The organism is Brevibacillus massiliensis (genome assembly GCF_000311785.1).
In the GTDB taxonomy this organism is placed as follows: domain Bacteria; phylum Bacillota; class Bacilli; order Brevibacillales; family Brevibacillaceae; genus Brevibacillus_C; species Brevibacillus_C massiliensis.
Window position 1 is genome coordinate 230,016 of the sequence record NZ_HE978538.1, and the last position, 13,400, is coordinate 243,415.

Sequence of the window (13,400 nt, forward strand, 5' to 3'; positions counted from 1 at the left end):
TCATACCTTGGGTTTTAAGCTTCATCATGACGGCTTATGCTATTCTACCTAATGTTCCTATTGCTTTTGGAGCAAATGGTTCACCGGATTATGGTCCTCCATGGAATAAAGTGTCAACCTATCTCTTTGCTGGAGATTTATCACCTACTGGATTAGGAACTAATGATAATAGACGTGCTCTTGCCCTTTGGCACCAATCAGATTTCAGTGGCCCTCGAAATAATTCTGCCTTAACGAGAATAGAAGGCACAAGTATGGAGCTGCAGCCAAATCCAGATGAGGGAGAGTGGGATTTAACGAGAAAAGCAGGATATTACGTTGTACCTTGGAATACAGCAGATGTAACAAAGGTAGTCGAATCAGCTAATGGAAATCCCGATTGGGTGTTAAAAAATAAGTCGAAAATTCCTCGTGAACATATTTGGCAAGTAGACGGTTCGGAATGGGTAGCCTTTGGCGACCTCGTCCGACTCAGTGGAGGCGGCAGCCCGAACCAAACAAAACCAGGAGATAGAAAACCAGGTGGTGGGGTATCAGAGCCATTGTATCACACAACCTGGCAAACGACTGCATGGCCTGTCTACAACTCCATTACACTCAACAGTACCCAGGTGGCGAAAGATTCGAAGGTTACGAATCAGCTATTTATCGCGGCAGCCGGCAAACCGTTGAACGTCGTCGTCAATTCCACTACCTATGGGATAAACGGAACAGTGAACACGCTCAAAACCTATGTGGATGGCAAGCTTGAACCAAGTTTAGGCGGATCATCTACACAGATCGCCTATGGAGCCGCGCCGTACTCCTGGAAGTTTACGATTAGCGATCCTGCCTTACTAAAGTCTGGCGATATACATACGATAACCTTTGAGGCGCGAGACGATTATGGCCGATCCACTCCTATTGAGATCAAGTATAAAGTGGATACGACACAGGAATGTACGGATTGGGTGAACGCAACCTTACAGCTACCAGGTCAATCCAATAAGTCCATTCCCAGTGGTGGAGAGTACAAGCTGCCAGCAGGAGTGAACACCGTCACGCTGTCTTTTCCTCACTCTGGAACACTGAAGATGGATGGGGTCGATTATGGCAGTGGAAACACCTTTTCGAACATACTCATCAAAGGCCCCACAACGCTGTTTTATAAGTCTGCTGATGAGAAAGAGTGCTGGACAAAGGATATTTATCCCGAAGCGCCACCCATAGCCGAGTGCGATCCGGCCCAATCCAAGCTATCGCTCCACGTCTGGATGTTTGGCAGCAGGACGGACCGTGATGTCAACCTGCCAAGCGGAAGCCCGGGTTATGCCCTCCCCACAGATGTCCACCTGCTTACGGTTGAAGCCCCAGGCGCGCAAAAAGGTTCCTTCTACCTCAATGGCGTCCTGGTTGCGGAGAATGTCGGCTCCCATGATTTTTCCGTAAGCCGCAATGATGCGATCACCATAAAGTACGTCAGCAAAGACGGCAGGGAGTGCTGGATCAAGACCTTTGTATGGGATGGACAAGTGAGCTGCCCGATCGTTTACCAGAACTCCAAAAACGGCAGGCAAATCTCTGACGGATCGACCATTGAGGTAGAACTGGGCGGCAGCCTCAGTCTGTTTGCCCGTTTCAAGGATACGGACGGCACGATGGCAGACGCTTATTTGTATTGGGAAGTGTACCGCCCAGGGGACACAGTGCCCGTTGTGATGGATATGGTGTGGGAAGATAAAATTCGCACTGTTCCGACAAATAACTTGAAGCTTCCGGCAATCGGATACGATGATCGCTCCATTGTCTTTGACCGGCCGGGCGGCATTTACCGGATCAAATTGCGTTACGACGGCCAATACGAGAAAGAATGGCAGGACTGCAAATGGGAAATAACGGTTCGGGTTGTCGGAACCACAGAGAACATCTGTAAAAATTCCGAGATCGAAGCTTGGCTTGATAGCCAAACGGAGCTGCCCATGTCCAAAAATGCAGATGGAAACTATGCCCTAACCATCATGCCGGGAAGTCATGTTTCGTTTGAAGCATTCTACGACAAAAAAACGATCCCGTGGCCGGAATGGACGTTGAGAAACAGCTCTGGTCAGGTGTTAAAATCGACAACCAATATTACCAATTTCCTGTATACGTTTACTGATAAAGACACGTACACATTAACAGCCAAATATCAAATCAAGTCGTCCGTTGGGGTCATCGATTGCAGCAAGACCGTGACCATCAATGTCAAAACCATTGACTGTGAAGAAATATCCTTCAACGCAGCAGTGGACGGCAGGGATACCCGCATTCAGGGATCCAGCCCTTACACAATCCGTCTGGAAAGGGGGCTTACGAATCAACTTGTCTTGGAAGCCGTCTATCCTCAATCGAATGTCACAGTTACAGGGGATTGGGTGCTTAAGAAAAACGGGACGACGCTTCGAACCGTCGTAGGCAAAAATCCGTTCTCCCATACCTTTGATGATAAGACCGATGCCGTATACACCTTGGAGGCAACCGTTTACGTGAACGGCGAACCCTGCCGAAAGACATTCCAGATTGAACTGAAAGGGCTGAAGTGCGCAGACATTAGTTTGAACATGAAAAACTCTGCCAGTGGTTTTGTCCTTGCCGACCTCCCCAATGGCGGCAAAGAAAAGATCGTTGGTGTCCAGGTAAATGTTACCTTTTGGCTGTCTAAAACGGGGAACCGTGATGAGTACATTAACGCCGTTTGGAGCGGTCCTTATTCAAATGCCTCCCCTGATCCAAAGAAAGAGTACACCATGACCGGTTTGCCAATTGGCAGTTACACCGTCACAGCCAAGGTAGACGATTCGCGATATCCGTCACTCAATGATTGTACGTTCACCTTTACAGTTGAGATTACCGATCAGAAAGATTGTTCCGGCATATACCTTCATCTGGTGGATTCCGCAAGTGGAGGTTGGACTCACAATGTTGACGGAAAGACGATCTATCTCAAAGGCAGCAGCGTGACATTTGGGTTGCTCTTGCTGGATGAACCCAATCGCCATGAAGGAACCACACTGGAGGCTGACTGGTCGGGGCCGCGACCAAGCGATTCGGGCGAATTTGGATATCTCTTAATGAATGCCCCGCCGGGAACATACACGATCAAAGCGGTTGTAACAGATAAAAATTTTCCCAATGCCAAGGGCTGCATCTATACGGTAACGGTTGTGATCTCAGACGACGCTTCTCCGCCTGATCCGCCGCCCGGGGGAGACGTAGACGGCGGCCAGGTGAGAATCAACATCTACGACTCGGAAAACCGCCTATTGGTCAGCCCCTCTGACGGGGTATGGGAGCGTGAGCCGGCCAGAATAGAAGTAGTCATTGACCAGGGGAGGATCGACGCGGCTTTTTCCGCCATTGACGACCAGATTAACACGGCAATTCAACACAAGGTCAGCGAGCTGTACAGCAGGTATTCAGGTGCCGAGTATGAGGACGTACAAGTTACGGCTGACCCGCCGAAATGGACCGGCAAAACGAGCGCCGGGACAAAATGGCCAAGCCTTGAGTTGACAGTAACCGGTCCTGGCCAAGATCAACGGTTTTCGCTGAATCCCAAGCAGGCCTCCCAATCCAATCTGTATGCCGGGACGGTTGTACCGACGCAGACGACTTGGCGGCAGGCGCTTCAGACGATGAAGTATTCCGCAGCGGTAGATTCTTTCACCATACAGGTTCCCTATCAGGTAGATTTCGAGGCGAGTTTCCAGCAATGCGTGACGAACAGCGGAGAGGATGACGGCGACCCGCCAGAGGAAAAATGGTGTACACCTGGCAGGGACTCTGACAGGATTGCAGGCTTGTTTGCCATCGTCGTGAAGGGAGATGAAACCCGTTTTGAGGTGTTCGAGCCTAACGCCAAGGGGATCATCCTGCATACTGACGAATGGAGTGAATTCCATCAGCGGGACCGGTATAAAGACAGTCAGCCTCATGATTTTTACGCGGGGGAACGCATCCTCGCCCATCTGCAGCTTGAGTCCAGGCACAAGCATCCGGTGAGCGGCAAATACCCGCGAATCGAGTCGGCGGCTGCCTGGATCTCCGAAACGGGCAGGCAGTCGACCACACTGCAGTCGAAGCTATCCCTGGTAGCAAAGTCATCCACCTTGTGGACAGGTCCCGGGCAAATGATCGAGAAATTGGGACTACGGGAGGCAGGAGTAGATACTCCGCTCATGGGAGACAAACAGAAGGGATTTCAAAAAGATAGACAGTACGCCGTTTACTTCTCTGTACAGTTCGGTTTTCAGGTGAACAAAGGATTTGCTTATCCTGATAAGACACGTGGAACGGGACACGACCCGGAAGATTATCGCGCGGTCTTTCGTATTATCGCCAATGCGTGGGAACGCCAAGGCATCCGCAATCACACCACCCACTAAAATTCTTTGCGCCCCCTGTCTGTCTTTTCCTACCTTAGTGGTGAGGAAAGCAAAGGGGGGGTTTTATTTGAACAACCGGATTAGACAGGTGCTGCTGCTACTACTGGTCCTTGCGTTTACGTTGATGCCGGTGCTGCAGGCATCCGCGTTGATTGCGGCTGAGAATCCCGGAAAACGCAGCGTGCAGCCAGAAGCGCGCGTCCCGCTGGATCAAAAAGAGAAGGAGTTTTACCAAGATGTGTACGGCACGGAGGACGAAGACGCCATCACCGAGCTCATCGGCCAGGAAGGGAAGCGTTCCGGCAGTGCGACTGGCAGGTATGAGCGGTTTGAGATTGAGCCAAACGATACGCCGGGACAAGCAGATTGGACTTTCTCCGGAAGCGATGCCTACGGGCGCATACAGAGTGCAGATGATGTCGACTACTGGAAGATCAGGGCACCCGGCAACGGAACGCTGCAGGTGAAGCTGGATCAGATTCCCGCTGGACAAGACTACAACCTCTATTTGTACGATTCCGAACAGAAAGAACTGGGAAAATCGGAGAGGAGGGGGGCGGCAGACGAGCGAATCGAAGGGATCAGGGTCAAGCAGGAACAGTGGTACTACTTCGCAGTACGGGGAGCAGGCGGCAGTTTCAGCAAAAAAGACTACTACCATTTAATGGCTGAGTTTGTCCCGGAGGGGAGCCGGATTATACCTGACAAGTACGAGCCGAACAACAGGTCGGCAGACGCTGTGGAAATCCAGCCAAACAGCACTTTGCGGGCCAACATACACGACAAGGACGACATCGACTACTTTAAACTGCAGGTGCCCCTGGCCTCGACAATCGAGCTTTTGTTGACTGGCATGCCGGCAGGCGTGGACCTCGACTTGTACTTGCTGGACAAGGACGGCAGACAGATTGCACAGTCGGAGTACGCGAAGAATTTGAACGAATCGATCACGTTCAACGGCGATCCCGGGACGTATTATGTCAAAATAAAGATGGACAAGCGCTCGGAATTGGTGGATCACGAGTACCAACTGTCCGTAAAGGTACATACCATTCCGGTCATCTTGGTTCCCGGCATCGGCGGTTCGCGCTTGCTGGCGAATGAACGGGGGAAAATCTCGGAAGCCTGGCTCAACTTTGCAGCCATGCTCGATCCCAAGGACAACGAACACCGCAGATTGCTCGCGTTGACCCCTCAGTCTCCGGGAAGTGTCAAGATGGTTCCCCAAAACAGCGGGATTCAAATCCTCCCGGAAGCAGAGGACGATGGGCTGCGGGGTATTTCCTATCTGTCGTACAATTCCCTTGCGAAAAAAGAGGCAGAGCAGTACCACAGCATGGCTGAACACCTGCAGAAGATGGGCTATAAAAAAGGAGAATCACTCTTCGGGTTCCCTTATGACTGGCGGATGAGCAGCGCCGACAATGCCGGCAGCCTGCTGCGAAAGATTGATGAAGCGATCGCCAAGTCAAATGCCAAGCAGGTACAGCTGGTGGTCCACAGTATGGGCGGTCTCTTAACCAAGGAGGCCCTGCTGCAAAATACGCAATACCAACACAAAACGAAAAGGATTATCTACATGGGCACGCCGTTTTTGGGTTCACCCAGAGCTTATCAGGCGATCAAGATGGGCTATACCTTCGGGATCGGCATCAAGATTACGGAGAATAACTCGATCAGCCTGTTTAGCGCAAATGCGGGCAAAACCATCGCCGAATACGCACCGGCCGTCTACGAATTGCTGCCGTCGCGCGAGTACGTCAAAAAGCAGGGCTACCTCAACCTGATCGGCGTGAATGTACAGCGGCCGTACACCTATGATGAGACTCTGACCGACCCGAGGATCAGGCTGACCTATCGTCCGCTCGCGGAGCAAAGTGACCGGCTGCATCAGAAGTGGGATCACGCCCAGCTTAACGTACAGCAGTACGCAATTATTGGCGATGGACAGAAGACCTTGCTGGGCTACGACTTTGAACAGGCCAGCCAGCGTTTTATCCCGTTTTACGGAGTGGCCGGCGGTGACGGGACGGTTCCCCTTGTCAGTGCGGCCTACAGCAAGAGTGATGTGGCAAAGAAATACTATGTACAGGAGGAACATGCCAAATTGCCCGTGAACCGTTCTGTGATTCAGCAGGTAGCTCAGCTTCTTTCAGGGAAAGAGGAGGTTCAACCGGGCATCAGGTTAGCGTCCGAAAAGACGAAATCCTTTGACTATCTCGTCATCTACCGCAAGGACGGAGAATTTCCGGAGGTGACGCTGTCACAGGCCGGTGAAGAGCTCGTAATTACAAAAAAAGGAATCGAGCAAAAGCAGGCGAATTCTTTCCAGGTGGAAGTTCACGGCGATACGCTGGTCGTCTTTGAGGATAAAGAGCGGGGAAGCGTGCAGGTAAAGCAAAAACAGCAGGTCAGGACGTTAAGCAGCGTCGATTCCGGGCTGATTGTAAAGCGCTATCAAGCCCGCTCTGAATAAGATATCAAAATCATGTCGAGGGTGAGCATTTGTGGACTTTTTTACGGGTCTGTACGTAGGAGCATTTAGCGGCGTGCTGTTGAACTGGGGCGTTTTTCTGCTGGCCGCGATTTTCTCCCTTTTGGCAAAGCGGCTCTGGGTAGGACTGTTGACCAGTCTGCTGATTTTTCTGCTGATCGTTGTCTTTTCTGCCGCAGGAGGCGGGGATTACGGGTTTTTTATCGGACTCTCCATTCCCACGACGATATACACCGCGCTGTTTTACATCATATGCAGAAAAATTGGGGAGAAAATGATCCCGTCTAAAGGGTGAGATAGCGGGAGGTAAAGACAATGTGGGAGCAATTCACAGAGGGGCTTTCAACTGGACTGCTGTTGCTGTTGTTTCCGGTATTTATCGTGCTGCTTGCTGCATCCGTATATGCCGGCCTGCACTACAAAAGGGTATGGCTGCCGCCGGTTGTCATGGCGGCCGCAACCGTGGGAGTCATGCTTCTTTCAGGAGCATACGACCTAGGTAACGTTCCGCTCGTCTTCGGAATACTGCTCGTACAGATGTTGTTGGCTGCTCTATTGAGTATGTTTGCAAACATCGCCAAACGGCATTTGAAAAGTTGAAGGGGGACATCTCAACGGTGTCATTTCCTGATGCAAAGCATGTTTGCCGGTTAGTAAATTGCACACCATTCATGTTTCGGGGTAGAATGAAGGGAAGAGGCTAATGGAGGTATCCGTATGGATTTGCTGAACAATAACAAGAAAAATTCCGGATTTACCATTTTAAGCAGCAAGACGGAAGTGCACGGCGGCTACGGCAAAGGAGTCATCGACCTGAATTCGGTAGCTTCCGTCATTATTGACGGCGATGAGGCTTATATCGACATGGGAGCCATGCACGCCAAAAGCGCTGTGGAAAAAGGGATCAAATGGACAACCAACAAGGACGAGGTCCCGAATGGCAAACCGTACTGGCTGGTCTGGGTCACCGTAGACCGGAATGAGTCCGGACCGTATTACGCCGGGGTTACGGCCTGCTACATGGAGATCGACCGGGAAGCGCGACGCGGCTATAAAATCCTGGCAGACCATGTGAACCGAATGGACTACTCGATGAAAAGGCGAATTATGGTGTCGGAGTTGGATGAGACGTGCAAGAAGGCCCTGAAAAAGCTGTTGATGGAACATAACCTGGAGATGTGGAACAACTCTTCGGATGAATTGAAGGAAGGGCTGTCCTAGGGTTTATCGCGGCAAAACGGATGGGTAAAATGGTCGAATCTGTGAACAAATTGTGAAATCAATTGTACCTGGAAATTAACTCAGGTAAACTAACGATGCAACTGCATACATCTTATACTAGGTCAGCAAACAGGGAAGGATACCGTCGTCTTTCCCTGTTTGTCTTTACAGGATAAGAAAGTATAACTTCTTGAAATGGCTTCCTTATCCTGCATGAAAAGCTTCCTCTAAAGAGGGACTCGACTACTTCTTCGAGAAGGCTTCAATCGAAGCTTTTCTTATCGAATCAAAAATTCAGGTTATCAAATTGTACGAAAGTGACATCCTATAACAGAGTCTTGTCCATTTACTCGACAAAAGGGGTGTCATATGGTGCAACCAAACGGTGATCATTCGGAGCTTGGCGAAGTCCAAGAGGATAACGACCACTTTGCCCGCCACGGCGGCGTGCACTTTAAAAGCAACGTGTCACCTGAAGAAATCAATCTTTTTATCCGCAGACTTCCGGCAGGCAAGCGGGAGAGCTTGTTTGAGGTGCTTGATGAGCTGGACCGGGCCGGTTTGATTCAGATTGTGAATGACCACGTTTTTACCGATGGCAACGGGGTAATCGGCGGCGGGGAGTAAGGCAAAAGCCAAAATCAAAATGCAGCCAGGCTCTTTTGGGAGCGGTGGCTGCATTTTTTTGAGCCCCCGTGCCTGCCGCTTACGGGGTCAACAGTTTGCCCATGCGATGCCAAAACGACGGTTTTTCCGGCGGTTTGGGCGGCTTTGGCGGCGTTTCCGGGGTGGGCAGGTGTTCCGTGCAGTACTCCGTGGGCTCGGTACCCTTTGCCAGGTAGACGAGACGCGGGTTGGGGCAATGTTCTGTCGCCAATTTGCCGTTGGCCGGGTCGATGTAGACGGAAACGGTGCCGACCGGACTGTCGAACAGGGCGGGCGGCTGATCCTGCAAGGCGCTTTCGGTAAAATCGGCCCAGATCGGGGCGGCCAGCATCGCATCTTTGACGGGGTCGATTTTTTTCCCTTCGTCATAACCGACCCAGACGATTGTGGTCAGCTGGGGCGTAAATCCGGCCAGCCAGGCGTCGTAGTCGGTGGAGCCGGTCTTTCCCGCCACGGGGCGATTCAGCCGATCGGCGACACGGTGGGCCGTTCCCTGCGGTTCGAAAACGGTCTGCATCATCTGTGTCAGCAAGAAGCTGGCGACAGGATCGGCGACCTGGGTTTTCTGCTCTTTTTCCTCTATCAGCACGCTGCCGTCGCTGTCAACGATTTTCTCGATCGCGATCGGTTCGACCCGCTGTCCCTTGTTGGCAATCGTACTGTAGGCTACCGCCATTTCATAAGGGGAGACAGGGGAGGCCCCGAGCGCCAGCGAGGGTACCTCCTGCAGCGGACTGGTAATGCCGACGGCGCGGGCCTCGTCTGCCAAAGCCTTGGGCGTCAGCTGTTCAATCGTCTTGACGGCGTAGATGTTGTCAGAAGTAGCGATGGCTTGCTGCATGGTAATGTAGTCGTAGGCGTAATGACCGCCAAAGTTGCTGGGAATGTACTGCTTGCCGTTGTCATACGTAAAAACGGTAGGTTCGCTTTTCATCTCCGTCAGCGGCGTATATCCTTGCTGCAGGGCTGCCAAGTAGAGAAAGGCTTTGAAAGAGGAGCCCGGCTGCCGCAGGCTGAAGACGCGGTTGTACTGGCTTTTGGCGTAGTCGCGGCCGCCGACGAGCGCCCTGATTTTCCCTGTGGACGGCTCCATGGCGATCAGTGCGGTCTGCAGGTCGGGATTGCTGTTCGAGAAGTTTTTGGCGATGGCTTCTTCCGCCTTCTTTTGCATACCAAGGTCCAGGGTCGTGTAAATCTTGAGTCCCCCGTGACGGAAGGTTTCCCCGTCAATGCCGTACTTTTCCTGAACCAGCGAGGCGATGTAGTCCCGGAAGTACGGAGCATAGGAAGGATCTTTTCGCTCTTCCTTGGTGGTGAAGACTAGCTTCTCTGCATATGCGCGGTCGGCCTGCTCGGCGGTGATATAGCCGTCTCGCTGCATCGCTTCGAGCACCAGCTTTTGCCTCTGTTTGGCATTTTCGTAATTCGTCAACGGCGAGTAGTACGTTGGCCCTTTTGGGATTGCTGCCAACATGGCGCTTTCCGCCAGTGTCAGCTCTTTGGCATCCTTGCCAAAATAGGTTTGGGCCGCCGCTTGCGCCCCGTATGCCGAGTGTCCGTAGTAGATCTGGTTTAAATACTTCTCCAATATTTCTTCTTTGCTGTAATTTAGCTCCAGCTGAACGCTAAGCAGGGCCTCTTTTATTTTTCGGTCCCATGTCTTGTCATTGGTCAGGTAGAGATTTTTTGCCAATTGCTGGGTGATCGTACTGGCTCCCTGTGCCTTGCTCATGTTTTTCAAGTCGATATAGGCAGCCATTGCCAGACGTTTTAAGTCGAAGCCATAATGCTGCCAAAAATAGCGGTCTTCGATAGCTACGGTCGCCTGGGCAAGCCAGGGGGAAATGTCTTTCAGCGGCACGACGGTCCTGTTTTCCCCTTGGTGCAGGGAGTCGAGCACTTCTCCGTTGCTGTCATAGATGATTGTCGTTTGATGAATGGCCGCGGCTGGCAACGGCTGTGACCGCAAGAACAGGAGCAAAAGTAAAATGGCAAAAGAACCGAGCAGGGTCATGTACACAGCCAGCTTGATCAGCCGCTTTGCTCGCCGAAGCCAGCGTATCCATTCGCTCTCGCGGACCACTTCCAATTGTCATCACGTCCTTTCGGCAAAGCTGAAGTGCATTTGCAGGATTTCCGGTTAAAATGGCGATACTGTAGAAGAATCCCTTACCAGTATGGGAAAATCTATTTTTGTCTATACTTCCCTACCATTTTCGACAGGATGAAAAAAGGATCACCTGTCTGGGAGGCTTGCTTATCCTGCATGAAAAGCTCGAAGCTTTTCTTAAAAATAGGTTTGCATTTTTGGAGGTAACCACTATAATTTTCTTGATAAGCTGAAGGCTAGTAATGAGGAGGCAGTGCCAAAATGGAAATGGAATTGTGGTATACAGAAAAGCAAACGGAAAACTTCGGTATTACGATGAAGATAACGGAGACCTTACATAGCGAAAAAACGGAAATCCAGCAACTCGATATTGTTCATACCAAACAGTTGGGACGCATGCTGCTCCTTGACGGAATGGTGATGACGACGGACCAGGATGAATTTGTCTACCACGAGATGATTACTCATGTGGCACTGAACACCCATCCCAATCCGAAAAAGGTACTAGTCGTTGGCGGTGGGGACGGCGGAGCCATCCGCGAGATCGTTAAACACCCCTCTGTGGAGAAAGCTGTTCTCGCGGAGATCGACGGCGGCGTCATTGAGGCGTGCAAAAAGTTCTTTCCGCAAATCGCCAGCGAGCTGTCTGGAAATCCGCGCGTGGATGTGAAGGTAATAGACGGAATCAAACACATCCACGAGAGCAAAGGTGAATATGATGTCATCATGGTAGACTCGACGGAGCCGATCGGCCCGGCGGTAGGCCTGTTTGAAAAGGGCTTCTACCAGGGAATCTATGACGCGCTGTCCCCTGATGGCATTATGGTGGCACAGACGGAATCGCCGTGGTTTAACCGGGATTTGATCAAACGCGTCTTCAAGGATCTGAAATCGATCTTCCCGGTGACCCGACTGTACACGGCCAGCATTCCTACTTATCCTTCTGGACTGTGGAGCTTCACGATTGCCTCCAAACAATACGATCCGTTGGAAGTTGATGCGAGCAGGATCAAGGATTTGGACACCAAGTACTACACTCCAGAGCTGCATCATTCGGTCTTTAACCTGCCGAAGTTTGTGGCTGAGTTGACTCGCGACTAAGAGGAGGAAATCATTGTGCGTTTTGATGAGGCCTATTCCGGGAAGGTATTTATCCGCAGTCACAACAACTACGAAGAAAGCCAGGCGGTCATCTACGGCATGCCGATGGATTGGACCGTCAGCTTTCGTCCCGGCTCCCGCTTCGGTCCAGGACGTATCCGCGAGGTCTCGATTGGGCTGGAGGAGTACAGTCCGTATCTGGATCGCCTATTGGAGGACGTAAAGTACTTTGACGCCGGAGACATCCCGCTTCCCTTTGGAAATGTGGAAGGGAGTCTGGATGCCATCCAATCTTTCGTCAGCAAGATCTTGGACGACGATAAGATGCCGATTGGGCTGGGCGGGGAGCACCTGGTGACCTGGCCGGTGATTCAGGCGGTATATCAGAAGTACAAGCAGGATCTCGTCATTTTCCACTTTGACGCCCACACCGACCTGCGCGACCATTACGAAGGATACCCGTACTCCCATTCCACGCCGATCAAGAAGGCGTGTGATTTGATCGGCGGCAAAAACGTCTACTCCTTCGGGATCCGCAGCGGAATGAAGGAAGAGTTTTTGTGGGCGAAGGAGAATATGAACCTGTACAAGTACGACGTGCTGGAACCGGTCAAGAGCGTACTGCCGGAGATCGGCAGCCGGCCGATATACCTGACGATCGACATTGACGTGCTCGATCCTTCGGCGGCTCCGGGGACCGGCACGACCGAGGCGGGAGGCATTACCTCACGGGAGCTTCTCGATACGATCCACTTCATGGCGAACAATGGAGCAAACGTGATCGGATGTGATCTCGTGGAAGTGGCTCCGGTCTACGACCACAGTGAAATGACCCAGATCGTCGCTTCGAAAATCGTGCGTGAATTGATTCTCGGCTTTGTAAAATAACACGTTGGGAAAGCGCTTCTTGTAAGGGAGCGCTTTTTTGGTACAATGAAACAATGAGGAAAAACGGGCAGGGAAACGAGGACAGGTCATGCAAGAGGTTACCATCCATCTGACAATCAGGCAGAGCAGCGGCGGACAGACTGTGGTCACGGATAACCGTTACGATGGCAGGGCGGTACAAAAAGCGTCCGGCTGGTACTTCTCCTATCAGGAGGACCTGGAAGGGATCGGCGAGGTCGGCGCTGTCATCAAGGTCGCCGAAAGCGATGTGACCCTGCTTCGCCAAGGCTCCCTGCAAATGAAGCAGGTGTTTTGCAAGAACCGCAGCACAGAATCGGCCTACGTCACTCCGCATGGCCGCTTTCAGTTGAAGACCCATACGAGAAAGCTGCGGATTGAGCGCACAGGCGACCGGCCGACTGGCATCTCGCTTGCTTACCAGCTGTGGCTGCATGATGAATACCTCGGAGAGTTTGCTTTGACATTAGGAATTGAATGGAAGGAGTAGTGGATGAGC

At 51.7% G+C, this 13,400-nt stretch carries 10 protein-coding genes; 9 read left to right on the plus strand and 1 reads right to left on the minus strand.

The window, feature by feature from the left end:
* Window positions 1–254 precede the first annotated feature (254 nt).
* From HGBM_RS10295 to HGBM_RS10320, 6 genes are all read left to right on the plus strand, one after another.
* Window positions 255–4,403, plus strand: a complete 4,149-nt coding sequence (locus HGBM_RS10295) for a hypothetical protein (RefSeq protein WP_147512853.1) — start codon at window positions 255–257, stop codon at window positions 4,401–4,403.
* A 67-nt stretch (window positions 4,404–4,470) separates the two neighbouring features.
* Window positions 4,471–6,879, plus strand: a complete 2,409-nt coding sequence (locus HGBM_RS27180) for a lipase/acyltransferase domain-containing protein (RefSeq protein WP_019121027.1) — start codon at window positions 4,471–4,473, stop codon at window positions 6,877–6,879.
* Between the two features lie 31 nt (window positions 6,880–6,910).
* The gene (locus HGBM_RS10305) at window positions 6,911–7,192 is read left to right on the plus strand and encodes a hypothetical protein (RefSeq protein ID WP_019121028.1); all 282 of its coding nucleotides are present in this window, start codon (window positions 6,911–6,913) and stop codon (window positions 7,190–7,192) included.
* Between the two features lie 20 nt (window positions 7,193–7,212).
* Window positions 7,213–7,497, plus strand: coding sequence for a hypothetical protein (locus HGBM_RS10310; protein WP_019121029.1), 285 nt, complete (start codon window positions 7,213–7,215; stop codon window positions 7,495–7,497).
* 117 nt (window positions 7,498–7,614) lie between these two features.
* Complete coding sequence (locus HGBM_RS10315; protein ID WP_019121030.1) at window positions 7,615–8,118, plus strand: YwhD family protein; 504 nt, start codon at window positions 7,615–7,617, stop codon at window positions 8,116–8,118.
* Between the two features lie 369 nt (window positions 8,119–8,487).
* On the plus strand, window positions 8,488–8,745 hold the full coding sequence (locus tag HGBM_RS10320; protein ID WP_019121031.1) for a hypothetical protein: 258 nt from the start codon (window positions 8,488–8,490) through the stop codon (window positions 8,743–8,745).
* A 79-nt stretch (window positions 8,746–8,824) separates the two neighbouring features.
* Here the strand turns inward: HGBM_RS10320 and HGBM_RS10325 are convergent, their stop codons facing one another.
* Window positions 8,825–10,873, minus strand: coding sequence for a transglycosylase domain-containing protein (locus HGBM_RS10325; RefSeq protein WP_019121032.1), 2,049 nt, complete (start codon window positions 10,871–10,873; stop codon window positions 8,825–8,827).
* Window positions 10,874–11,161: 288 nt separating this feature from the next.
* On the opposite strand from HGBM_RS10325, the gene speE reads away from it, so the two are divergent.
* The 3 genes from speE (at window position 11,162) to HGBM_RS10340 (ending at window position 13,391) form a co-directional block, all read left to right on the plus strand.
* Window positions 11,162–11,995 (plus strand): polyamine aminopropyltransferase, encoded by an 834-nt coding sequence (gene speE, locus HGBM_RS10330; protein WP_026074311.1) that lies wholly within the window; start codon window positions 11,162–11,164, stop codon window positions 11,993–11,995.
* A 15-nt stretch (window positions 11,996–12,010) separates the two neighbouring features.
* Complete coding sequence (speB, locus tag HGBM_RS10335; protein WP_019121034.1) at window positions 12,011–12,883, plus strand: agmatinase; 873 nt, start codon at window positions 12,011–12,013, stop codon at window positions 12,881–12,883.
* An 88-nt stretch (window positions 12,884–12,971) separates the two neighbouring features.
* A complete protein-coding gene (locus HGBM_RS10340; RefSeq protein WP_019121035.1) occupies window positions 12,972–13,391 on the plus strand; it encodes a YwiB family protein in 420 nt (139 codons plus the stop codon).
* Window positions 13,392–13,400 lie beyond the last annotated feature (9 nt).

Excerpts from the sequence above, each read along its gene's own strand:
- HGBM_RS10295 (WP_147512853.1), top strand. The coding sequence starts at position 255 with ATGGAGCTGCAGCCAAATCCAGATGAGGGAGAGTGGGATTTAACGAGA.
- HGBM_RS10310 (WP_019121029.1), top strand. The coding sequence starts at position 7,213 with ATGTGGGAGCAATTCACAGAGGGGCTTTCAACTGGACTGCTGTTGCTG.
- HGBM_RS10315 (WP_019121030.1), top strand. The coding sequence starts at position 7,615 with ATGGATTTGCTGAACAATAACAAGAAAAATTCCGGATTTACCATTTTA.
- HGBM_RS10320 (WP_019121031.1), top strand. The coding sequence starts at position 8,488 with ATGGTGCAACCAAACGGTGATCATTCGGAGCTTGGCGAAGTCCAAGAG.
- speE (WP_026074311.1), top strand. The coding sequence starts at position 11,162 with ATGGAATTGTGGTATACAGAAAAGCAAACGGAAAACTTCGGTATTACG.
- HGBM_RS10340 (WP_019121035.1), top strand. The coding sequence starts at position 12,972 with ATGCAAGAGGTTACCATCCATCTGACAATCAGGCAGAGCAGCGGCGGA.